The sequence below is a fragment of the Pelagimonas sp. genome (genome assembly GCF_050633425.1).
Lineage (GTDB): Bacteria > Pseudomonadota > Alphaproteobacteria > Rhodobacterales > Rhodobacteraceae > Pelagimonas.
The window spans coordinates 184,954-208,671 of sequence record NZ_JBOEGM010000008.1 but is presented as its reverse complement, the minus strand read 5'-3'; the positions used below and the strand labels follow the sequence as shown (position 1 = coordinate 208,671).

At 55.1% G+C, this 23,718-nt stretch carries 21 protein-coding genes; 9 read left to right on the top strand and 12 right to left on the bottom strand.

Features of this window, described 5'->3' with window-relative positions; translation table 11 throughout:
• Positions 1–60 precede the first annotated feature (60 nt).
• A complete protein-coding gene (gene gltA, locus ACRBB0_RS06525; RefSeq protein ID WP_431373600.1) occupies positions 61–1,356 on the top strand; it encodes a citrate synthase in 1,296 nt (431 codons plus the stop codon).
• A gap of 258 nt (positions 1,357–1,614) precedes the next feature.
• The gene (locus ACRBB0_RS06520; protein WP_431373599.1) at positions 1,615–3,795 is read left to right on the top strand and encodes a hypothetical protein; all 2,181 of its coding nucleotides are present in this window, start codon (positions 1,615–1,617) and stop codon (positions 3,793–3,795) included.
• Positions 3,796–3,860: 65 nt separating this feature from the next.
• On the opposite strand, the gene ACRBB0_RS06515 is transcribed toward ACRBB0_RS06520, so the two are convergent.
• From ACRBB0_RS06515 to ACRBB0_RS06490, 6 genes are all read right to left on the bottom strand, one after another.
• Positions 3,861–4,637 (bottom strand): enoyl-CoA hydratase-related protein, encoded by a 777-nt coding sequence (locus ACRBB0_RS06515; protein WP_431373598.1) that lies wholly within the window; start codon positions 4,635–4,637, stop codon positions 3,861–3,863.
• Positions 4,638–4,706: 69 nt separating this feature from the next.
• The gene (locus ACRBB0_RS06510) at positions 4,707–5,201 is read right to left on the bottom strand and encodes a DUF2087 domain-containing protein (RefSeq protein ID WP_431373597.1); all 495 of its coding nucleotides are present in this window, start codon (positions 5,199–5,201) and stop codon (positions 4,707–4,709) included.
• 183 nt (positions 5,202–5,384) lie between these two features.
• Complete coding sequence (locus tag ACRBB0_RS06505) at positions 5,385–5,852, bottom strand: cytochrome c-type biogenesis protein (RefSeq protein ID WP_431373596.1); 468 nt, start codon at positions 5,850–5,852, stop codon at positions 5,385–5,387.
• On the bottom strand, positions 5,849–7,819 hold the full coding sequence (locus tag ACRBB0_RS06500) for a heme lyase CcmF/NrfE family subunit (protein ID WP_431373925.1): 1,971 nt from the start codon (positions 7,817–7,819) through the stop codon (positions 5,849–5,851). The genes ACRBB0_RS06505 and ACRBB0_RS06500 overlap by 4 nt, the downstream gene beginning before the upstream one ends.
• A gap of 80 nt (positions 7,820–7,899) precedes the next feature.
• Positions 7,900–8,451 carry a holin family protein gene (locus tag ACRBB0_RS06495; RefSeq protein ID WP_431373595.1) on the bottom strand — a complete coding sequence of 184 codons (552 nt, stop codon included), beginning with the start codon at positions 8,449–8,451 and terminating at the stop codon, positions 7,900–7,902.
• A complete protein-coding gene (locus ACRBB0_RS06490) occupies positions 8,442–9,065 on the bottom strand; it encodes a holin-associated N-acetylmuramidase (protein ID WP_431373594.1) in 624 nt (207 codons plus the stop codon). Before ACRBB0_RS06490 ends, ACRBB0_RS06495 begins: the two co-directional genes overlap by 10 nt.
• An 83-nt stretch (positions 9,066–9,148) precedes the next feature.
• On the opposite strand from ACRBB0_RS06490, the gene ACRBB0_RS06485 reads away from it, so the two are divergent.
• The gene (locus tag ACRBB0_RS06485; protein WP_431373593.1) at positions 9,149–9,571 is read left to right on the top strand and encodes a cupin domain-containing protein; all 423 of its coding nucleotides are present in this window, start codon (positions 9,149–9,151) and stop codon (positions 9,569–9,571) included.
• A 49-nt stretch (positions 9,572–9,620) separates the two neighbouring features.
• On the opposite strand, the gene pgi is transcribed toward ACRBB0_RS06485, so the two are convergent.
• The 3 genes from pgi to zwf are packed head-to-tail and all read right to left on the bottom strand — an operon-like array spanning position 9,621 to position 13,331.
• Positions 9,621–11,198, bottom strand: coding sequence for a glucose-6-phosphate isomerase (gene pgi / locus ACRBB0_RS06480; RefSeq protein WP_431373592.1), 1,578 nt, complete (start codon positions 11,196–11,198; stop codon positions 9,621–9,623).
• 4 nt (positions 11,199–11,202) lie between these two features.
• A complete protein-coding gene (pgl, locus tag ACRBB0_RS06475) occupies positions 11,203–11,880 on the bottom strand; it encodes a 6-phosphogluconolactonase (RefSeq protein WP_431373591.1) in 678 nt (225 codons plus the stop codon).
• Positions 11,877–13,331 (bottom strand): glucose-6-phosphate dehydrogenase, encoded by a 1,455-nt coding sequence (gene zwf / locus ACRBB0_RS06470; protein ID WP_431373590.1) that lies wholly within the window; start codon positions 13,329–13,331, stop codon positions 11,877–11,879. Before zwf ends, pgl begins: the two co-directional genes overlap by 4 nt.
• A gap of 181 nt (positions 13,332–13,512) precedes the next feature.
• Here zwf and ACRBB0_RS06465 point away from each other — a divergent pair, with 181 nt between their 5' ends.
• The 6 genes from ACRBB0_RS06465 (at position 13,513) to ACRBB0_RS06440 (ending at position 19,221) form a co-directional block, all read left to right on the top strand.
• Positions 13,513–14,460, top strand: coding sequence for a radical SAM protein (locus tag ACRBB0_RS06465; protein WP_431373589.1), 948 nt, complete (start codon positions 13,513–13,515; stop codon positions 14,458–14,460).
• Positions 14,461–14,896: 436 nt separating this feature from the next.
• Positions 14,897–15,847 (top strand): nucleoside hydrolase, encoded by a 951-nt coding sequence (locus ACRBB0_RS06460; protein WP_431373588.1) that lies wholly within the window; start codon positions 14,897–14,899, stop codon positions 15,845–15,847.
• Positions 15,844–16,290, top strand: coding sequence for a GNAT family N-acetyltransferase (locus tag ACRBB0_RS06455; protein WP_431373587.1), 447 nt, complete (start codon positions 15,844–15,846; stop codon positions 16,288–16,290). The genes ACRBB0_RS06460 and ACRBB0_RS06455 overlap by 4 nt, the downstream gene beginning before the upstream one ends.
• A gap of 90 nt (positions 16,291–16,380) precedes the next feature.
• Positions 16,381–17,799: a protein adenylyltransferase SelO gene (locus ACRBB0_RS06450; RefSeq protein ID WP_431373586.1), complete on the top strand. Its 1,419-nt coding sequence runs from the start codon at positions 16,381–16,383 to the stop codon at positions 17,797–17,799.
• A gap of 91 nt (positions 17,800–17,890) precedes the next feature.
• On the top strand, positions 17,891–18,712 hold the full coding sequence (locus ACRBB0_RS06445) for a tellurite resistance TerB family protein (RefSeq protein WP_431373585.1): 822 nt from the start codon (positions 17,891–17,893) through the stop codon (positions 18,710–18,712).
• Between the two features lie 95 nt (positions 18,713–18,807).
• A complete protein-coding gene (locus tag ACRBB0_RS06440) occupies positions 18,808–19,221 on the top strand; it encodes a Fur family transcriptional regulator (protein ID WP_431373584.1) in 414 nt (137 codons plus the stop codon).
• A gap of 355 nt (positions 19,222–19,576) precedes the next feature.
• Here the strand turns inward: ACRBB0_RS06440 and ACRBB0_RS06435 are convergent, their stop codons facing one another.
• From ACRBB0_RS06435 to ACRBB0_RS06425, 3 genes are read right to left on the bottom strand one after another with little or no spacing between them, the layout of a single operon-like run.
• The gene (locus ACRBB0_RS06435; RefSeq protein WP_431373583.1) at positions 19,577–20,293 is read right to left on the bottom strand and encodes an alanyl-tRNA editing protein; all 717 of its coding nucleotides are present in this window, start codon (positions 20,291–20,293) and stop codon (positions 19,577–19,579) included.
• Positions 20,290–22,641: a DUF3772 domain-containing protein gene (locus ACRBB0_RS06430; protein WP_431373582.1), complete on the bottom strand. Its 2,352-nt coding sequence runs from the start codon at positions 22,639–22,641 to the stop codon at positions 20,290–20,292. Before ACRBB0_RS06430 ends, ACRBB0_RS06435 begins: the two co-directional genes overlap by 4 nt.
• Positions 22,638–23,666, bottom strand: a complete 1,029-nt coding sequence (locus ACRBB0_RS06425; protein ID WP_431373581.1) for a cysteine synthase A — start codon at positions 23,664–23,666, stop codon at positions 22,638–22,640. Before ACRBB0_RS06425 ends, ACRBB0_RS06430 begins: the two co-directional genes overlap by 4 nt.
• Between the last annotated feature and the right edge of the window lie 52 nt (positions 23,667–23,718).

Genomic DNA, 23,718 nt, shown 5'->3' with positions numbered 1-23,718 from the left:
CAAAAAGACTGCGGGCCGCAGAAGTGGCCCGCCCACGTTCGAGAACAAGGGAAAACACGCATGGCTGATACGACCAAAACCGCGACGCTGACCATTGATGGGCAAAACTATGATTTGCCGATCCATTCGCCGACGGCTGGCCCGGATGTGCTTGATATCCGTAAGCTCTACGCCCAAGCAGGCGTGTTCACCTATGACCCGGGCTTCACCTCCACCGCGAGCTGTGACAGCACCATCACCTTTATTGATGGCGGCAAGGGTGAGCTGTTGCACCGTGGGTATCCAATCGACCAACTGGCAGAAAAATCGCATTATCTCGAAGTGTGCTATTTGATGCTTTATGGTGAGCTTCCTTCGGCGGCTGAGCTAGAAAAGTTCGAAAACACCATCACCAATCACACGATGATCCACGAGCAGATGCACAACTTCTTTCGCGGGTTCCGCCGCGATGCGCATCCGATGGCGACCATGGTTGGCGTGGTTGGTGCGATGTCTGCCTTCTATCATGACAGCACCGACATTTCTGATCCGGTTCAGCGCGAAATCGCCTCGCACCGCCTGATTGCGAAAATGCCGACCATCGCGGCGATGGCCTACAAATATTCGGTTGGTCAGCCGTTTGTGTATCCGCGCAACGACCTGGATTATGCTGCGAACTTTATCCACATGTGCTTTGCAGTTCCTGCCGAAGAATATGTCGTCGACCCGATCATCGCCCGTGCGATGGACCGGATCTTTACACTGCATGCAGATCACGAACAGAACGCTTCGACATCTACCGTTCGTTTGGCTTCGTCTTCGGGTGCCAACCCGTTCGCCTGTATTGCCGCTGGTATTGCTTGCCTGTGGGGGCCATCCCATGGCGGTGCCAACCAAGCCTGCCTTGAAATGCTCAAGGAAATCGGCTCGCCCGAGAATATCCCTGAGTTCATTGCCCGCGCCAAAGACAAGAATGATCCTTTCCGTCTGATGGGCTTTGGTCACCGCGTTTACAAAAACTTTGATCCACGCGCGACTGTTATGAAACAGTCCGCTGACGAAGTTCTTGACCTGCTGGGCGTCGAAAACAACCCGGTTTTGGCAACTGCCAAAGCCTTGGAAGCCGCTGCTCTGGCCGATCCCTATTTCGCCGAGAAAAAGCTGTTCCCGAACGTTGATTTCTATTCTGGTATCATCCTTGAAGCGATGGGTTTCCCAACGTCGATGTTCACTCCGATCTTTGCCCTGTCGCGGACTGTGGGATGGATTTCGCAGTGGAAAGAACAGCTGTCAGATCCGGCGCATAAAATTGGCCGTCCACGTCAGCTTTACCTCGGTGAAACCGAGCGCGACTATTCGAACATCGAAAACCGTTAAGCCCTTAACGATTCGTGACATTGAAACCCGGCCCCTGCAAAGGGGTCGGTTTTTTTTGTGCCCAAATGTTGCCAAAGTTATTGGAAACAATATTTGGCCGAGTTGGTCATTGTTTGGCAGAGCCAGCGCCCCCCTGGCCAAATGTGGCAAGACTGGGGCTGAAACGGATTGTTTCCGCTATAAAAGGCGCAATTTCGAACAGGTTTCGGCATGAATTGGTCGAATTTTCACAGTTTGCGATTTAGCAGGAGCTAGCTGATGGCCACATCCTCCCCAACCGAAGTCCTTTTGGGCTGCGATCCCCAGGTACGCGTTACGATTATCGAAGATAATGGCAATTTGTTCATGCGCGTTTCCACCGAGAACCCGGAAACAACTGATCTGGACGCGTTGTTTTTCAACTTGGCAGATGATGTCGATGCGTCCGAGCTGACGATCTATCCTGATTTTGATGAAAGCGTCGGGTCGAACGGCGAAAACGTGACCGGCTTCACCGTTGCCAGCGGCACCATGAACCAGATGGATAACGGCGCTCAAATTCAGGAGCCTTATGATGTGCGTCTCGAATTTGGCACCGAGCCATGGTCATCGGGCGGAGACGTCGATGAGGCAACGCTGACATTCTATATTGATGGCGGAGATTCAAACCTGACCGCCGATAGTATCGACCTGAGCAACCTGACCGCTGTGGTCAACAGCGACAATGGCGCAGGCATCGCGCTTACTGGTGGGACAGGCAACAGCGGAGACGATTCCGCAACGGTTTATGAGACCGTCACCGCCATCGACGAAAACATGGAGGATCTGGCTTGGGGACACCATTCAGGCCACACCAATAACAACATCATCGAAAATGACTTTAGAAGTGCCCATGGCGAGCTGATGACCAACGGCTATTGGGATGGTGATCTGCAATTGGCCGCCGTCGAGAGCGACGGACCAGTAACCTTCAGCTTTGACGCCCGTGCTCAGAATGTTCATGAATTCGAAAACTCCGGTCGCTATGCAGATAGCCTCGAAGTTCAGGTTCGGCTCGACAATGGTGAGTGGCAGACACTCGATACCTTTATGGTCAACGACTCTGGAACCGCCTTGGTCGGTGACCAATCGGGCCAGACCTTTAGCGGTGACAGCAGCACCCTCACCTACTCCGGCGGCGTACTCGACTCTGTCGATGGCACGGCTGAATTCCGCATCGTGTCCGACATTTCCGCCTGCAACGAACGTATCTACCTGGATGATGTCCAGGTGACCACCACAGAGGCGGTAGATGTCCCTGCGACCGGCGAAACGTCGACCATGGTCAGCGCGCTCAGCGAAGATTTTGTTGATGAGCACACCCCCTCTGCCTCAGACGCCATTGTGTCCAGTGGTCGCTGGGATGTGGACCAAGAGGCGCTGTTCACCAATGGTTACAATGATGGCCGTGTTGAGCTTGCCGAAGTTGCCACCGACGGCCCGGTAGAGTTCAGCCTGGATGCTCAGGCCGTGAACATCGGCAATTTTGAGAACAGCGGTTGCTATTCCGACAGCCTGCGCGTCGAAGTTCAGATTGATGGTGGCGATTGGGTGCTGCTTGACGAATACCGCGTCAATGATGCCCGGACAGCCATGGTTGGCGATCAAACTGGTCAGACTTTTGACGGCGACATGACCACGTTGACCTATTCCGGCGGTGTTCTGGATGGGGCCAACGAAAACGTCCAGTTCCGTTTGGTATCCGACATTTCCGCCAACGACGAGATTCTGCGCCTCGACAATCTTGAGGTGCGCGTCACCGAAACCACCGAAGGCGACGATGATCACGCAAGCGAGACTTGCGAAGAATTCGAAGTCGCAACAGCGGGTGACACCGCGGCGTTGCAATTCGATGGCTTTAGCGTCACCGCACAACGGGCCGGTGATGATGCGGCCAGCGAAAATGATGCAATGATCTTTGACACGGCCAACCCAACTGGTGGTGACAGCGATCTGAGCTATGCCAATCAAGGCAATGCGATCATCATTTCCGAAGACAATGACGCATCGGACGCCGATGACAACGCGAGCGGCGGCACGATCACCTTTGATTTTGACGCCCCCACCGACGTTGTGAGCCTCAACGTGCTGGATATCGAAGAAGAAGGCGGTGCCATTGACTTGTACGATGCAGATGGCGAGCTGATCGATTCAATCGCGATCCCAAGCGCCGGTGACAATTCCAACCAGCAGATCGACATCGCAGTGGATGGCGTGTCATCAATGCAGGTCACCTTGGCAGGGTCTGGCGCGGTTGATGATCTTTGCTACGCCACGGCGTCTGATGATGCTGACTGCGGCCAGTATCTGGTGACCTATGATGATCTGATGAAAGACTTTGATCCGCAAAACCCGGACGGGATTGCAGATGAAAGTGACGTTGCAGATGATCCGGCGCAAATGGTCGACGATTACGCATAATCTTGTTCAATACCAACGACAAAGGGCGCGGAATTCCGCGCCCTTTTTTTGATCGAAAGCCCGGCTTAACGCCCTTCGTATTCCGGTTTGCGCTTGTCGAGAAAGGCCATGACGCCTTCCATAAAGTCACGCGACTTGCCACATTGGCCCTGCAGCGTTGCCTCAAGCGACAGCTGATCTTCGAGCGTATTGTCATAAGAGGCCCGCATCGCCTGTTTGATCCGCGCATAGGACAAGGTCGGTCCATTGGCCAGATGGGCCGCGCGTGCCTTCCAGATGATCTCAAACTCGCCATCTGGAACCGCTTCCCAAATCATGCCCCATTCATCGGCTTGCCGGGCGCTGATCTTTTCTGCAAACAGCGCCTTGCCCATCGCTTTGGCCAGACCAATCTGACGTGGCAAGAACCATGTTCCACCCGCATCCGGGATCAGACCAATCTTGCTAAAGGCTTGCAGGAAATAGGCGCTTTCGGTGGCGATTACCACATCCGCCGCCAAGGCAAGGTTCGCCCCTGCCCCCGCCGCAGCACCATTGACGGCCGCAATAGTCGGCACGGGGCATTCATAGATGGCGCGCAACATGGGCACATATTCGTCATTCAACGTTCGTTGCAGATCAAGCTGAGCAATGTTCTTACCATCCCCTAAGTCCTGACCTGAACAAAACGCTTTGCCATTCCCGGTCAAAACCACCACGCGGGCCTCTTTGCCGCCGCGGGTAAAGGCATCGGCCAGTTCGGCGCGCATTTGCGTGCTCAACGCATTCATGACGTCAGGGCGATTGATCGCAATCGTCGCGATGTCGTCTTCGACAGCATAGGTGATCGTGTCGTATTTCATGGGAACTCCGTTAGCCTGGTGGCTGTATCAAATACTGAAGACAGGGAAATGGCAAAGCGAAACCCCGCGTCACGGCACCAGTTTGGCGATCAATGCGCGCGCTTCAGGCGGTGGCGCTTGTTCGATGCGTTCATAGGCCGACCCATCAAGGTTTCGTCCAACAAGGCGGTGTTCGACCATCCCGCGCCTGATTTGTGCCGCGTCATGAAACAAGGTCATATCGTCTATCCGCGCGCTGATTTGGCGCTCGGTCATGACGGCACGGGCTGGCAAGCGCGCCCATAGAACCCAAAGACATAGCGCTTGGATACGCGTCTTACCGGGCCACCGGATCAGCTGCCCTTGTGGGTCAAAATGCTCATGCGCCCGTGCCACCAATTTGGCATCGGCCTGGGGTTGCGGCGTGTTTTGCGCCCGCAGATGTTGAAAGTTGCGATAACCAGCCGCCCGCGCCACAAGGCTCAGGGTTTCGACATGGCTTGGCTTGTGCGGCAGCTCAGTGCGCAGGATTTGCGCAAATTTCTTAAGATCCTTGATCTCAAGTGTGATCGTCTCACGGGTCATCTTTCCCTCCGACTTGACGATACCGAACCCATGATTTGGGAAGGATGACCGCCCTTGTCCAGAGGTATCGCCCGAAAAATCAGGGAAACACTGAGAGAAACGACAGGTTTAGCAAGTGGCGGTGCCTAGGGTTCCTGTCACCCCTGCCCCGATATGTAGCAGCCCCCATCAGGGGCCGCAACGTTAGCTTTTCAGGATTTCGTCCAAGCGGGCTTGTTCGTCATCGCTCAGCCCCGGATCAGCCTGAGCCGTGGCCCGTGACCGGCCCCGAAGATAGAACGCCGCAACGATCAGCGCAAAGATCAGCCCCAACGGCCCAGTCGCCCAAAGCAACCAGTTCCAGCCGCCAGTGGTGGGCTGAAGCAGCACAAATTCGCCGTAACGCGCGACCACATAGTCAACAACCTGATCATTGTCATCGCCCGCCATGATCCGCTCACGCACCAACAGGCGCAAATCACGCGCCAGAGAGGCGTTGGATTCGTCGATGCTTTCATTTTGACAAACAAGACAGCGCAACCCGGCCGAAATGTCCCGCGCACGTTGTTCCAGTGCCGGATCAGCCAGCATTTCATCCGGCTGTACGGCCCCAGAAGGGAGCGCCACAAGCGCCAGAATCACTGCGGTCAAGATCGATTTGAGCCAGGTCATTCCGCAGGTACCCCGCTGCTGATGGCTGTTGCCTTGCGTGCGCCTGCTGCGACGCGGTAACGCCGATCAGACAGGCTTAGCAAACCGCCCAGAGCCATCAAAATGCAGCCCGCCCAAATCCAGTTGGCCAGTGGCTTGATATAGATGCGCATCACATAGCCGCCATCGGCCTGCGCGTCACCAATCACAACATAGACGTCACGCAAGAAGCGGTAATCAATCGCCGCCTCGGTGGTTGGCATCTGCTGAACCGGATAGCTGCGCTTTTCTGGGTAAACACGAACAATCTCGGTCCCGCCCTTCCAAACGCTGACATCCGCCATATCAGACATATAGTTAGGCCCCTGAACAGTATCGACACCGTGCAGGATGAATTCAAACTGCCCAACGGAGAACGGTTCGTCGATTTGGGCGACAAGAACGCGTTCTTGTTCCCACGCCATAAGACCGGCAATGCCCAACATAGTGATACCCAACCCGCCATGGGCCACGGCTTTGCCCCAATCGGCACGCGGCAGCCGCATCAGGCGCGACAAATCCCGTTTCTTGCCGGTTTTGCTGAACAGATCGATCACCGCCCCAGATACCAACCACGCCCCAAGGAAAACCCCTACAGGGCCCAGCATGGTTTTTCCGGTCTGCATAGCCCAAACCAAGCCACCAAGAGCAACCGCCAACATAAAGGCCGGCGCCAGCTGTTTGACAAGCCGCCCTGACCGCCCGCGCTTCCAGCTCAACATCGAGCCAAAAGGCAGCAAGACGCCGAGGACGACCATAAAGGGTGTGAAGGCAGCGTTAAAGAAAGGCGCACCCACCGACAATTTGCGATCAAAGGCCATTTCAGCCACCAGCGGCCACATGGTTCCGACAAAAACCACCAGACTTGCCACAGCAAGCAAGATGTTATTGGCCACCAAGGCGCTTTCGCGACTAACGACGCCAAAAACGCCCTTGGCCTCCATGGCGCTGGCCCGGCCTGCGAACAAGGTCAATGCGCCACCGGTGAAGAAGACCAGAATGGCGAGAATGAACACACCGCGCTCTGGGTCGGTCGCAAAGGCATGAACCGATGTCAAAACGCCCGAGCGGACAATGAATGTTCCGATGAGCGAGAAGCTAAATGCCATGATCGCCAGCAGGATTGTCCAGCTTTTCAAGGCCTCGCGCTTTTCCACAACAATCGCGGAATGCAACAGAGCAGCTGCAAAGAGCCAAGGCATAAAGGACGCGTTTTCAACCGGGTCCCAGAACCAAAATCCGCCCCAGCCAAGTTCGTAATAGGCCCACCATGATCCAAGCGCGATGCCGATGGTCAAAAACACCCAAGAGATCAACGTCCAAGGGCGCACCCATCGGCCCCAGGCCGCATCAACCCGGCCTTCAATCAGAGCGGCAACCGCAAAACTAAAGCAGATGCTAAGCCCCACGTAGCCGAGATACAAAAACGGCGGATGAAAGGCGAGGCCGGGGTCTTGTAGCAATGGGTTAAGATCTTGGCCGTTCAACGGCACCACATCAAGGCGCAAAAACGGGTTCGAGGTGAACAAGATAAACCCATAAAACGCGACACCAACCGCAGCCTGGACCGAAAGAACTCGGGCGCGCAGTGTCGGCGGGAGGTTGTCTCCGAACCAGGCTGCCATCGCGCCGAATAAAGCGAGGATGAGCACCCAAAGGAGCATTGATCCTTCGTGATTCCCCCAAACGCCGCTGATTTTATACAGCATTGGTTTGCTGGAATGGCTGTTGAGATACACCAGCTTTACCGAAAAATCGGAAACGACAAAGGCATATGTAAGGGCAGCAAAGGACGCTGCCACCAGCACAAACTGTGTGGTGGCAGCGGGTTCCGCGACGGCCATCCAGCCGGGCAGACGTTTTTGGGCGCCAATCAATGGTACAACCGCCTGGACGATGGCAACCATAAAGGCGAGGATCAGGGTGAAGTGGCCAAGCTCTGTTATCATACGCGTGGTTATACGCAGATCAAATCCCTGGTCCAATGACTTATGTCACACAGCCCTGTTCACTTTGTCGCGTGCCATGGTTAATGGCGGGTCGCTTTCCAATCGGCCAAAGCCGGATTATCAGAGCTTTCGGGCTCCAATTCTGACGGTTCTTCTTCTGGCTTATCGCGCAATGCTTGCACATCGCGAACCGTTTTGACGACCTGCGGAACAGCAGCCATGGTTGCGGCCAGTTCACGTTGAAAATCCTGTCCTTTGGATTGATGACGGGCCCCAAAGTAGAAACTGACGATCGCGCCAAGCAACCACCAAAGCGGCTCTGGCACCAAAGCGATCCCGGCCATACGCGCCGCAAACCAAACCGGATCAACCATCGCGGCCACAAACAACCCCAGGGTTCCCAAGGCCATAGCCGGACGCGGCACGCGGTTAAGCGCGTCCATAAACCGGTCAAACCAACCGCGCCGGACAACTTTGAACTCTTGGCCAAATTGCTGCAGCGCCGAACTGCGCAAGTCATGATTGCGGGCGGCATCAGCTTCGCTATTCACCCGAAACACTTCCGCCGTTTCAGCAACAACATTCCGACCACCGCCAAAAATCACACCCAAAATACGTTCGATCACCCCCATGACGACACCCGTTGCGCAAATTGTGCGTCCGACAAATGGTAACGTTTGGAAATGAATTCCTCCGCCCTTTTGATCCAGCCCCCTTTGCCGCCTGCTCTGGTGCGGGCATATTTGCGGCTGGCCGGCCGCCTGTCAGCGATATTGAAATAGTAATTGCGTCGGGCGATTCCATATGCATCGGCGATATGATCAGGGGCTTTTGCATTTGCACGGGCGCAGGCTGCGATGGTCTGCGGCCCAATCGCGCCATCAACAGACACATCTTCGCCCATTTCACGTAGCAGTCGTTGCAATATTTTCACTGCGTTCCCGCCCGCATTGACATACATGTCAAACACGGTTTCGTGTAGCACAGACGGAAGCTCTGCGATGCGCGGGCTCAAGAAATAGTGCTGCAAAAAGATCTCAACCGCTTTGTTGCGGCTCAGACGTTTCACATCTTCGGCAGTGATCTTGCCATTGCCATCCAAGTCAATCCCGAGACGGCGCATGGTGTGAATGGTCACACCGTATTTTGTCGCCCCACCGGGATCATCGGGATCGTTTACATAGCCACCCTCGCGGGCAACGATTTCCTCGGCCATATGCCGAATGCCATTTTGTATTGCCGCCATTTGTGCCTCCTGCTCGAAGCGGTTATTGACGGCGTCAGGGTGACCCTGGTTTCTTAACCAATCTTGAGAGGAGCGTACGCTCGATGACCGCAGATGAAATTATCGCCAAGCTAAATCTGGCTCCTCACCCCGAAGGCGGGCATTTTCGCCAGACTTGGATCGCCCAAGGAGACGATGACCAAAGACCAGCCGGCACCTGCATCTATTTTCTGCTCAAAGCAGGTGAGCAAAGCCGCTGGCACCGGGTGGATGCGGTTGAGATCTGGCATTATTATGCAGGTGCGCCGCTGATCCTGTCTCGCTCCGCGACAGATAAAGGGCCACGCGAAGATGCCACGCTCGGGCCAGATCTGCTTGCCGATCAATCCCCGCAACTCATTGTCGACAAAGACCATTGGCAAGCAGCCAAAACCACGGGCGACTGGACGTTGGTTGGCTGTACTGTCTCGCCAGCTTTTCAGTTTAGCGGCTTTGAAATGGCTGAACCGGGATTTGATATTCCATAAAAAAGGGCGCACCGAAATGGCACGCCCTATTTCGTTTTCGATGCCTCTATCACGCGTGGCGGTGCACAAAGTCCAACAGCTGAGCCGTAGAGCCATCTTTTCCGTCAACCGGCGCGTCCTTGGTCACCAGCGGCCCCAAAGCGGTCGCCAGCTCTTTGCCAAGCTCCACGCCCCATTGGTCATAAGAATTGATGCCCAGAATAACGCCTTCGACAAACACCCGGTGCTCATAAAGCGCGATAATCTTGCCCAAGGTTTCGGGGTCAAGCTTCTCATAGATCAATGTGGTCGATGGCCGATTGCCCGGAAATACCCGGTGGCGCGCCTGCCGTTCCAGCTCATCACCTTCAAACTTATCCGCCACTTTCGCCCGGGCTTCGTCTAAGGTGCGACCACGCATCAAGGCTTCGGATTGCGCCAAACAATTGGCCACCAACAGGTGATGGTGATGCCTGAGGTCTTGCTCATGACCATCCGCTGCAACTAGGAATTCGCACGGTACAACGGCCGTTCCTTGGTGGATCAACTGGTAAAATGCGTGCTGGCCATTTGTCCCCGGCTCCCCCCAAACAACTGGTCCAGATTGCACCGGCAAATCGGCACCATCCATGCCGACGCTTTTGCCGTTACTTTCCATCTCAAGCTGCTGAAGATAGGCTGGCAGACGCATCAATCGGTTGTCATACGGAAGAACCGCCCGGCTGCCATAGCCCATACCCTGATTGTGCCAAACCCCAACCAAAGCAAGCAACACCGGCAGGTTTTCCCGCAGATCTGCGTTTTTGAAATGCAGGTCCATCGCTTGGCCGCCGCGCAAAAACGCCCGGAACGCCGTGCCTCCGATGGCGATCATCATCGACAGGCCAATCGGCCCCCACATCGAGTAACGCCCGCCAACCCAGTCTTCAAACCCAAACACCCGCTCTGATGGAATACCAAATTCCGCCGCTCCAGCGACGTTTGAACTCAGGGCAACAAAGCGTCCATCACCGGACACGCCCTTATCCGCGAGCCAGGCCTTGGCCGTCCGGGCATTTGTCATGGTTTCGATGGTGGTAAAGGTCTTGGAAGCCACAATAAACAAGGTGCGCGCCGGATCACAGCCACGCAACGTATCAGCAATATCGGCACCATCAACGTTCGAAACAAAGTGACAGCGCGGACCGTCATGATACGGGGCAAGCGCAAGCACCCCCATCACCGGGCCAAGATCTGACCCGCCAATGCCGATATTGACCACATCGGTGATCTCACCGGCCCGGATGTCTTCGGCCAAGGCCTCCATCCGGTCCAATGTCGCCAAAACCTCAGGCATGACATCGGCTCCATCGACCTCAACCGCCCCCCCGTCGAGATTGCGCAAAGCCGTATGCAAAACCGCGCGCCCTTCGGTTTCATTGATTTTCTCACCGGCAAACATTGCATCGCGACGGGTCTCGACCTCAGAGGCACGAACCAAAGCGAACAGCGTGTCCAAAACATCCCCATCCAGTTGCGTTTTGGAATAGTCAAACAGCATACCCAAGGCCGTGGTGCTAAAGGCCCCTGCCCGGTTTTGATCTTCAAACAGGTCTTCGATACGCCGATCCGCAACGCGTGCGGCGTGGTTCTTCAGGTCAATCCACATAAATTCACTCCGCCCAATGGACTTTGGCTCCGTTCAGCACCGCATTTATTGGTGCCTCAAAAATTGATTTTCCTTTGGCATTTTCCAATGCCGCCCGTTTGGCCGCGCCAAAGATCAAAACATGTTTGCGCAACGCGCCGTCAAGAACTCGGGCCGAGAGAGTGATGCGCGGTTCGGGTGCACCGGGTGCGCGCATCGGAACCAAAATCGGGGCCCCTGGCAAAAGGGCTTCTTCAAGACGATCCGCCTCAGGAAAAAGCGACGCAGTATGCATGTCTTCCCCCATGCCAAGAAGCACAACCGCCAATGGCAATTCCGGCGATATGTTGCTTTCAAGCTCAGGGAGAACCTCTTCGGGGGTCGGTTTGGGGGCATACATTGGCAGCAATCGGGCGTTTGCGGCACGATTTACCAACAAACGCTGCAGCAACAGCCTTGTATTCGACCTTTCGTGATCCTCAGGTAGCCAGCGTTCATCGCTCAACAACACGTCAACCCGGCTCCAATCAAGATCCGAGCCACATAGATCGTCAAATACCGGTCCCGGTGACGTTCCCCCTGGAACTGCCAAGGCCACCCGATCTTCATGATGCAACGCTTCTTCCAGATCGTCAGACAGTTGATTTGCCAAATCAATCGCCAGCATATCCCGGTCAGGGTATTCGATAAATTCGTAATTCACGCTTTGATCTCCCGCCATTTGCGCCCATCGCGATGCATCAACATCAATGCATCCTCAGGCCCCGACGATCCCGCATCATAGGGTTTTGGCACTTCGCCGCGACGGTTCCAGCCTTCAATGATTGGATCAGTCCAAGCCCATGCCGCCTCGACCTCATCGCCGCGCATAAACAGGGTTTGGTTGCCCCGGATCACATCCATAATCAACCGTTCATACGCGTCAGGCACTTCATCGGCATCATCCCCCAAGGCCTCGGCAAAACTCATATCCAACGGAACATCCAACAACCGCATGCCCCCCGGCCCCGGCTCTTTGATCGTAACATCCAGCGTCATGCCTTCGTCCGGCTGCAGTCGGATCGCCAGAACATTGCTGTGCCGACCGGCTTCATCGCCAAAAATAGAATGCGGCGCATCTTTGAACACCACCGCGATTTCAGACCCACGTCCACGTAGCTTTTTGCCGGTGCGTAAATAAAATGGTGTTCCCGCCCAACGCCAATTCGAGATATGGCATTTCAGCGCCACAAAGCTTTCGGTTTTTGAACGCGGATCGCCCACGTGGGCGCGATACCCCGGCTGGTGTTCATCTGCCGAATATTGGCCACGGGCGATGTGGTGGTAATCCACAGGGTCCAAAGCACGGATAACTTTGAGCTTTTCGTCCCGGACCGCATCAGGTTCGAACCGCGCAGGAGGCTCCATCGCAATCAAGCACAGCAACTGCATCAGATGGTTTTGCACCATGTCCCGCATGGCACCAGATTTGTCGTAATAACCACCGCGCCCGCCGACATCGACGGTTTCTGCCACGGTGATTTGGATATGATCGACGTATTGCGCGTTCCACAGCGGCTCAAACAGCATATTCCCAAACCGAACCGCCATCAGGTTCTGAACCGTTTCCTTGCCCAGATAGTGATCAATCCGATAAATCTGATGTTCGTCAAAATGCTGCGCCAGAGTTTTGTTCAGGGCCCGCGCGGTTTCAAGATCATGTCCAAAGGGCTTTTCGACCACAACCCGGCTATCATCATCCGCAAGACCAAAACCACGCAACCGTTCCGCCAATGCCCCAAACAGGCTTGGCCCAACCGAGAAATAGAACGCCTTGACGACATCGCTGCGCAGACGATCTTTCAGCTCAAGCCAGCCGTCGTCCCCCATGGCATCCACGCGAACATACAGAATACGTTCTAGAAAATTGTCCAGCGTCCCGTCTTCGCAATGACGCCCCCCGCCAAATTCGCGGATCGCGTCGCCCACGATCTTGCGAAAACCTTCGTCGCCTTCGTCCGACCGGGCGGCGCCGATGATTTGGGCGTTTTCTGGGATCTGACCGGCGCAATAGCGGCGAAACAACCCAGGAAGAATTTTGCGGCGGGCCAGATCCCCCGTACCGCCAAAAATAACAAGGTCGAAATTTTCGACCGGAATGACGCGTGATACCATGGCTTGGCCTCTCCTGAGATAGTTAGCGCTAACGGACTCAATCACCGGCGCGTTTACCCGATCTTTTCAAAGGAGTCTAACATCCAATTGATCCATCACAATGGCGTCAGCGAAATATTCATACTCTGGTCACGTGATAACTTAGGCAATAGGTGTGTTTCAAACCGCGCATAGGACGACCATGAAAGACAATGCCACAGCCAATCTTGGCAAGTTCGAACATCCAGGCATCACCGCCAAAGGGGAACAGCGGGCACGTGTCGCGCTGAGCAACCCACAGACCCTGTGGTTCAATACCGGCACCCTGTGCAATATCACCTGTGCCAATTGCTACATCGAAAGCTCTCCGGAAAACGATCGTCTGGTCTATCTCACCGCATATGACGTGAGCGATTACCTAACCCAATTGGATGAACGCAATTGGGGCGTGCACGAAATCGCTTTCACCGGCGGCGAACCCTTCATGAACCCCAATATGATCGACATGACGCGGGTCTCTCTGGCTGCAGGATATGAAGTGCTTATCTTGACCAATGCCATGTTGCCGATGATGCGACGCCGGGTCCAAGACGGTCTACAAGAACTGAACCGGGATTTCCCGGGCAAGCTGACATTGCGCGTTTCTGTTGATCATCACAGCGCGCATTATCATGATCAGGAACGTGGCACCGGTGCATTCGAAAAAACGTTGATCGGTATGCGGTGGTTGCGTGATGCCGGTATTAAAATGGCCATTGCCGGACGCACCATGTGGTCCGAAAGTGAAACCGAATCGCGGTTGGGATTTGCCCAGTTGTTTGACCGCGAAGGGTTTGAAATTGATGCACAAGACCCCGGTATGACCGTCCTGTTCCCCGAAATGGATGAAACCGTCGAAGTCCCTGAAATTACGACGGAATGCTGGGGGATTTTGGGCAAATCTCCTGATGATGTGATGTGTGCATCTTCGCGGATGGTGGTGAAACGCAATGGGGCCTCACGGCCAACCGTGCTGGCATGCACATTGCTCCCCTATGATCCCCAGTTTGAAATGGGCGAGACATTAGAGGAGGCTGAAAAATCGGTCCCGCTAAACCACGCCCATTGTTCAAAATTCTGTGTTTTAGGCGGCGCAAGCTGCTCTGCGTGACGCTCTGCGTGGTCGGGCCGCAAACTTGAGCTGCGGCCAAAAACGACGACAATCATTCACACAAGCAGAAAGATCGCGCACAATATCGCCAATAAAAGTGGAATAAACCAAATGCGGTTAAACAAACTGGTGGTTTGGAAGCAATAACTGCAGGTGCGTACTCCGAAACGGTTGGTGTAATTACAGCTTTTGCAGGTAACAAGTCTAATATTCATTCAGAACCCTTAATACTAATGCTGTCTATCGGGACCTAATAAAGGCACCTAGGTCAAGGGTAATATGGCGATTTTCACCTTTGTGGCGGGGGCCTGAATCGCGTTTCGCCGATCGGTTGCAAAACTTTTAAAGAAATCGAAATTTGATAACAGTTTCTTCAGATGCTTGATCCTACCTCACGCGCGTGCGACCACTTGGGCAAACCACAAGGAGTAGCCTCATGGCCGCAACAAAGACGCAGAAAATCATCATCGACACCGATCCAGGACAAGATGATGCTGTTGCTATTCTGTTGGCGCTTGGCTCTCCCCAAGAGCTAGAGGTCATCGGTATCACCACCGTTGCAGGCAATGTACCGCTTGAGTTGACGACTCGAAATGCCCGCATGGTCTGTGAGTTGGCCGGTAGGCCAGATATCGCAATCTATGCAGGCTGTGACCGCCCCTTGGCTCACACCTTGGTTACAGCCGAACATGTGCACGGAAAAACTGGGCTTGATGGCCCGACATTGCCCGAACCAACCATGCCGGTTCAGGACAAACATGCCGTTGATTTCATTATCGAAACGCTGCGAACAGAACCATCTGGAACAGTCACACTTTGCCCGCTCGGGCCATTAACAAACATCGCAACGGCCTTGCAACGCGCGCCGGATATATCGGATCGCATCAAGGAAATCGTTCTGATGGGCGGCGCTTATTTTGAGGTCGGCAACATCACCCCAGCGGCCGAATTCAACATTTACGTTGACCCAGAAGCCGCTGAGATCGTTTTTAAATGCGGCGCGCCCGTCACCGTTATGCCGCTGGATGTCACTCACAAGGCTTTGGTTACCAAACCGCGCAACGACGCGTTTCGCGCCCTTGGCACAAAGGCAGGTGTCGCAACCGCGCAGATGACCGACTTCTTTGAGCGTTTTGACAAGGAAAAATACGGCTCCGAAGGGGCTCCTTTGCATGATCCTTGTGTCACGGCATACCTTATCAAACCCGACCTTTTTACTGGCCGCAATATCAATGTTGAGATCGAAACTCAGTCTGATCTGACACGCGGCATGACCGTCGCGGACTGGTGGGGGGTCACAGACCGGGGGCCCAACGCAACGTTCATGGGCGATATCGACGCGGATGGCTTCTTTGCATTGATCACCGAAAGGCTGGCAACTCTATGAAATCGCTGCAACTCGCCACTGAAAATGATGCCGCCAAGCTTTTGCCGCTTGTCGCTGCCTTTCATAACGAAATGGGGTTTGCCACCACTCAGGAACAGCAAACCGCCGCGATTGCGCCTTTGCTGGATGGTTCCCCGCACGGCGCAATTTGGCTGGTTGGCCCACGCAATTCGCCGGTTGGCTACATCACCATTACCTTTGGCTGGTCGCTTGAATTTGGCGGAATGGATGCCTTTGTGGATGAACTCTATATCCGACCCGCGGTGCGGAAACGGGGTATGGGAAGCGAGGCATTATCAGCCATTGCCAAAGCTTTGGGCGACGGCGGCGTGCGCGCCTTGCATCTTGAAGTAGATCGCGATGACGAAGACACGCAACGGTTTTACAGCCGCGCCCGGTTTGCCCGCCGCGACAAGTATGTGCTGATGAGCAAAGAGCTTTAAACGGATCGCAAAACGGGGCCCTCTCCAACGATCTAGCGTTTTCCGACTAAAACCATTTTCCGAATGGGCAAACTGCCCTATCTAATGAGCATGACCTTGCACATCCCCTTTGACAATACATACGCCCGCCTGCCGACTTCGATGCAGAGCGCTCAAGCCCCCACTCCTGTGGCGGCACCCTCTTTGATCGCCTTCAACGGCAATCTTGCGCAAGAATTGGGAATAACAGGCACAGACGATGCACAAATGGCCCAATACTTTGCAGGAAATGCCCTGCCGTCCGGGGCCGCCCCTTTGGCTCAGCTCTATGCTGGCCATCAGTTTGGCCAATACAATCCGCAATTGGGTGATGGACGTGCCGTGCTTTTGGGCGAAGTCGTTGATCAATCCGGGCTTCGCCGCGACATTCAGCTCAAAGGCTCTGGTCCAACCCCCTATAGCCGGCGCGGCGATGGCCGATCCTGGCTCGGTCCGGTATTGAGGGAATATGTCGTCTCCGAGGCGATGCACGCCTTGGGGGTGCCAACCACCCGTGCACTCGCAGCGACACGCACTGGCGAAGATGTGATACGCGACCGGCCCCTGCCCGGCGGTGTATTAACACGCGTGGCCCAAAGCCATATCCGCGTTGGAACCTTTCAAGTCTTTGCAGCACAGCGCAACATTGCAGCCCTTCAAACCCTGTACGATTACACCGTCGAGCGGCACTATCCACAAGCCAAAGATCCCAGCGATCTGCTGCAAATGGTCATCGACAAACAGGCGGCACTCATCCCGCATTGGATGTCTTTTGGCTTTATTCACGGTGTCATGAACACCGATAACTGTACGCTATCGGGTGAAACCATAGACTATGGGCCTTGTGCCTTTATGGATGGATTTGACGCCCATGCGGTGTTTTCTTCGATCGACCGGCGCGGGCGTTACGCCTATAGCGCGCAGGCGGACATCATCGTTTGGAACATGGCACAGTTGGCGACCTCTCTGGTCCTGCTGATGCCTGATACCGACGCTGCAATCGACCAATTCACCAGTCAGATCAACGCTATGCCTGAATTGGTTCGCAGCCATTGGCTCACCCGATTTGCGGCTAAAATCGGTATTTCAGCGCCGACGCCAGACGACGTTGCCTTGGTCACCGATCTGCTTTCACTGATGCACAATGCCCAAGTCGACTTTACCAACACGTTTCGTGATTTGGCAAAGGGCACTGCCCGCGATCAATTCACAGACCGCCCGGCTTTTGACAGCTGGAGCGCGCGTTGGCACACCCGGATCGAAGCCGAACAAGACCCAAAGGCGCTCATGATGGCATCAAACCCGGCCTTCATTCCGCGTAATCACCGCATTGAGCAGATGATTGACGACGCGGTTGCCGGTGATGACACCGCATTTCACCGCCTGAATTCCGTCTTGTCCACCCCCTACGACGAGCAACCAGATGCCGCCGATCTCATGGCACCGCCACAGCCAAATGAGGTGGTCAAAGCCACCTTTTGCGGAACCTAAGTCATATCCGCGCATTGGACATTTTTCCCCCTATCCATTTTCAGACAAGCTGTCACTCTGAGCGCACATTCTAAACTGAGAGGATTGTGAAATGGGTCTTATGGGTACGCTGGCCAAGGTCGCCATCGGGTACGCTGCCGCGCGCGGCGTAGATAAGCTTTCTGGTAGCGGCTTGTTAGGCGGAGGCGCGCAGGTCAAAGGCCAGGAACCGACCTCTGAAATGCAGGCCCAGATGGGCCAGATGTTGTCAGGTCACATGCCCGAAGGGGCCGGCAATCCTATGCAGGACATGATGGCCAAGTTCCAGGAAAACGGCCTTGGTGCCATGATGGGCGGCGAAGGCAACCCAATGGCTGACATGATGGAAAAGATGAAAGGCGGCCTAGATATGTCTGCCTTGATGGGCGGGGGCAGCTCAGGGCAAGGCGGCCTGTTGTCGTCACTGGGCGGCGGAGCGGGCTTGGCTGGAATGTTGGCCGCAGCCGGGGCTGCAACCCAAGGACAAGGTATGGCTGGGTTACTGGACTCCTTGAATGTCAAAGAAAACGCCCCACAAGCCGACGAGGCCGCTGGCCTGATGTTGCGCGCCATGATCCAGGCCGCCAAATGTGACGGCGATATTGACGAAGCCAAAAAAGCCAAACTTCTCGAAACCATTGGCGACGATGCGGATGCCGATGATATTGCCTTTGTTCAGGCCCAATTCACGGCCGCCGTAGACCCAGAGGCGCTCGCCAAGGACACGCCCGAAGAACAACGTATGCAGGTTTATTCGGCGTCATTAATGACAATTCGTGTCGATACGGCTGCTGAGGCGCAATATCTTGATCGACTGGCCAAGGCCATGGCGCTCAACGAAGGCACAGTGAACACCTTGCACATGCAAATGGGGCTTCAACCTCTTTACAACTGATCCCGCAACGCCTTTCTCCGCGTCTTAGGTCTTGGCCTAGGGCGCGGCTTTCCCTATCAGGGGCGCAAGTTTTGCAAAACCGGGGCCATTCACGAATGAGTGACACTATTTCAGATCGTTGTGCGGCCAAGGGCCTGCGCATGACCGGCCAACGCCGCACCATTGCCGACGTTCTCGAAGAATCCAAAGATCACCCAGACGTCGAAGAGCTCTACGCCCGCGCCTCTGCCCGCGATTCCGGTATATCCATCGCAACGGTTTACCGCACAGTCAAACTGTTCGAAGAAGCGGGCATTCTCGAACGTGTCGACTTTGGCGATGGCCGCGCGCGCTACGAAGACGCTGAACGCGAACATCATGATCATCTCATTGATATGAACTCTGGCGAAGTCATCGAATTCGTTGACCCAGAAATCGAAGCACTTCAGGAAAAGATCGCCCAAAAGCTGGGCTATCAACTTAAGGGCCACAAGCTGGAACTCTACGGCGTTCCCCTTAAAAAGCCCTAAACCCCACTGAACACCGTTGTTTCGGAGCCCCCCATTGCCTGAGCCCGATCCGACCAATCTACGCAGACGGGACAAGGAAAATCGCCGAGGGGGCCCTTTAGGTGAGACGGCTGTTCTCCGTGGCGCGACTGGAGAGATTTGTCAGGGCGTTTGTCAGGGCGAATGCAGGCAATGGGGCGATCTGAAACAAAGGTCTTTTGTTTTGGTGAGCCTTGAAGCCGCGCCCTTCGCGCGCAACACGCGTCTCCGCTCATATTAGAACATCAGCTCGCAGCGCCTGTAAACAAAGCATGCGGACGCAGACCTCTAGCCACCTCCATAGCGTCGAAAACCTTCGCCTCAGATGCCAGTCCAGTCATTCCAACGAAATACTAACCCGCCGGTTTTGCTTTCCCTTATTCTGGACCTTGGTAATGCGCACAGTGCCAATTTCGCCTGTCCGGGCGACATGGGTTCCACCGCAGGGTTGCAAATCAACCTGCTCTGTCCCGGTTCCGATCCGAACCAGTCGAATGCGCCCATGACCACGAGGCGGTTGCACGGACATGGTCTTTACCAAACTGGGGTTGGCGTCTAATTCCGCTTCTGAAATCCAGCCCTCAGTCACTTCTAGGTCGCGATCAATCAGGCGGTTCAAACTGTCTTCCAATATTTGCATATCGCTTGGCGGCTCAGGCATATTGAAGTCAAGCCGCCCGGTCTCTGCCCCAATCGCACCTCCGGTGACTGGCAAGGGCACAACGACACTTAGCAAATGCAACGCTGTGTGAACGCGCATGTGTTTATGCCGACGCTCCCAATCCAAAACTTGCACGACATGTGCGCCCTGCGGCGGTAGCGCTTCGGGCTCAGCGGGGACCAAAACACTTGTCCCATCCTCACCTTTGACTGTGGTGGCAATCGTCAAACGCCGACCATCCCATTCGATCCAGCCACTGTCACCCGGTTGCCCGCCCCCGGTCGGATAAAACAACTCGGGTTCAACAATAATACCGCCTTCCTGAGTGTGGCCGATAACCACACCGGATGCGTCACGTGCATAGGGGTCCTGGCGAAAGAGCTGTTCAGTCATGATTGCGTGTCCTCATCACCACTGGAATCGCCTCCAATACCACCGCCCCGCAACGCTTCGGGATTGCGCAGCCAAATGTCGCGCTGAGCAAAGGGTATCTCGATGCCCTCTTCGGTAAAGCGTTCGACGATCTGGTGGTTGATCTCAGTGCGAACCCCAAGCCCCTTGTTAACGTCGCGCAAGATCACCCGGATTTCAAAATCCATCGAATCCGCGCCGAAACCGCGAAACACCACATAGGGGGCCGGGTTCATCAAAACCATCTCATGGTCACGGGCAATGGTCAGCAGAATCTTTTCCACGACGCGCGTATCCGTCCCATAAGCGACCCCAACCGGAACGATGAGACGCCCCAAGACGTTGCCGCGCGTATAGTTTGACACGGTGCCCGACACCAAATCAGCATTCGGCACAATCATGTCAAAGCGATCAAAGGTCTCGATCCGGGTCGAGCGCACCGAAATGTCACGAACAGTGCCGTGCACCCCGTTCACTTCAATCCAGTCTCCTTCTGAAATGGGGCGCTCGATTAGCAAAATGATCCCTGAAACAAAGTTCGACACGATGTTTTGCAAACCAAAACCGATACCAACCGACAGGGCACCAGCAACGATTGCCAAGGACGACAAATCAAGGCCACCCATGGTAATGGCGATCAACGCCGCGGCAAAAATCCCGATATAGCCGATACCCGAAACAATGGCGTTTTGCCCACCCTGGTCGATCTTGGTGCGCGGAAGGACCGAACTGCGCATCGCCCCTTGGATCAGCCGCGTCAGCATATAGCCAAGCACAAACACAATGATGACGACCAGAAAATCGCTTGGTGAAACGCGGGTGTCACCGATGCGGAAACCTTCTTGGAAACGGGCCCATAGCTCCGTCAAATCAGCTATGCGTGTGCCCCAAATAAGTGCCAAGGCTGGAAGTGAGATAATCGACAAAACAACGCCTGCCAAAACAGGAAAGAGCCCCTCAGGCTCGTCTTCGCCTATCCCGCTGATATAGGCGGTCAAATCGCTAATAAACGCCTGTAAAACAAAGATTGTTCCAATCAACGCCAATGTGGCCACGGCCGGGTAGACCATGGCGATCGCCACGTTAGAGTACCCAATCGCAGCCAGAATTGGCCCTACGATTCCGATGATAATCGCGGCACGCCCCAACAGGCGCGCCAACCGCAGTTTATAGACACCCGCATCAGCACCGCGCGCCGCTGCAGTCCCCGCAAAGGCCGCCTCGTTGCGCACTCGGCCGAGCAGATACAGAAAATACGCTGTTAGGATGAGCACGGGAAATTCGATCACGGCCAAGGTCTCAGGCGTATATTGATCGAACTCCGTCACGATTTCCATAAACCCGCGCGCGACAAACAAGATGGCCAGTACATCAGAAATCCAACGAGCCCGTTTACGATCATCCTTGTGAAGCGGCATGACAGCGATGGTGTCGTCATCGTGAAAAGCCTGTTCAGCCAGCCAATGGATTCCCAACATCGCCGCCGCCCAAAGCGGAACATTTTCCCAAAACAGCGTCCAGCGCGGCCCCGCCAAGCCAAGCGCCAGAACGGCTTGGGTAAGCAAATAGACCCCCGCCATCGGCAATAAAATCTGCCCCAACGAAATCAGGAAACGGATGACCTTTCGACCATGGATGCTGCGCGACGACAGTGTTTTCGACGCAGCGCGCGCCCACTTGCGACCACGAAGCAGCAGCATTATTCCCAATGCCGCAAGTCCAAGAACCACAGGCAGGTTGGCCTGAGCGCGTTTACGCAGAAACGGTGACGACCATTTCCGCTTGGCTTCATCTAGGGACAAAACAACCGAGTTGCGCAAATCAGTGAGCGCCGGAGCCCAATGATTGGGGTTAAGCGGTGATGGCCCCAGAGACAAAAACGCGCTCGCTTGACGGTTTCGGATCGTGCTGTCGATCTCACTTATGATGCCGTTTGCATGCGTATATGCTTCTTCGGCTTGCTTGACCGGAGCCATCAGCCGCGCCAGTTGCTCTAGAAGCTTTTCGCGTCTCTCTGTAATTTCTGGGACTTCGCTCACACCATCTTGGGGCGCTGCACCCAACGCATCAAGCTGTGATTGCACCGTGCTTATACGGGCGTCGTTGCCACTTTGCGCCTTGAGAAACAGATCACGCCATTCTGCAATTAGAATCCGAGTGTTTTCAAGCTTTTCGTCTGTCGCCACATTGGCTTCTAGATCGGCCTCGATTTGGGATGACAAGGCTTCCCATGCAACGTAATCCAGCCCTTCTTCTTGCGACCATGCCGGCGACAATGAAAGAACGAGCGCAAAAAGCCCAGCCAGGCAGCAACGAAACAAACCGGTCATGCGTCCTCGAAAACACCAGGAATGCTGGCCGGCGCTTTGGACAACCAAGACGGTGTCGGCAAGCCCTTTTCGGTCAGGAATTCGGGGTTAAATAATTTAGATTGATAGCGCGTGCCATAGTCACACAATATGGTCACGATCGTATGGCCGGGGCCCATTTCCTGTGCCATGCGTTTGGCACCTGCGACGTTCACACCGGACGAACCGCCCAGGCAGAGACCTTCGTCAGACAGCAAATCAAACACCACAGGAAGCGATTCTGCATCCGGTATGCGATAAGAGAAATCAGGGCTAAAGCCTTCAAGATTGGCCGTGACACGCCCCTGTCCGATGCCTTCGGTGATCGAATTGCCGGGGTTGTCTTGGCCCGTGTAGATCTTGAACATGCCAGCCCCTTCGGGATCGGCCAGACCTATTTTCACGCCTTTGGACTGCAACGCATCGGCGACGCCCGCCAATGTACCGCCTGAGCCAACGGCACAAATAAACCCATCTACCTTACCGCCCAATTGCTCCCAAATTTCGGGACCGGTGGTTTCCACATGGGCGCGGCGGTTGGCGGTGTTGTCGAACTGGTTCGCCCAGATTGCGCCATTTGGTTCCGTCTTGGCCAATTCTGCCGCCAAACGCCCGGAATAGCGCACATAGTTATTTGGGTTCGCATAGGGGGCAGCGGGCACTTGGACCAACTCAGCTCCGGCCAAGCGCAGCATGTCTTTCTTTTCCTGACTTTGCGTTTCAGGAATGACAATAACAGTCTTGAACCCCATCGAGGCACCAACCAGAGCCAGACCGATACCGGTGTTGCCTGCGGTGCCTTCGACAATTGTGCCGCCGGGTTTCAACAGACCCTTTTCCAGAGCATCGCGAATAATGAACAGCGCGGCGCGGTCTTTGACCGATTGACCGGGGTTCATGAACTCGGCCTTGCCTAAAATTTCACACCCCGTTTCTTCGGACGCCTTGTTGAGACGGATAAGAGGGGTGTTTCCGATGGCCTGAGCCAGGTCAGAGGCAATGCGCATTCCGAGTCCTTTCGTCGCGTTTACCAAATAGGTTTAGGACTGCGCGGCGCTG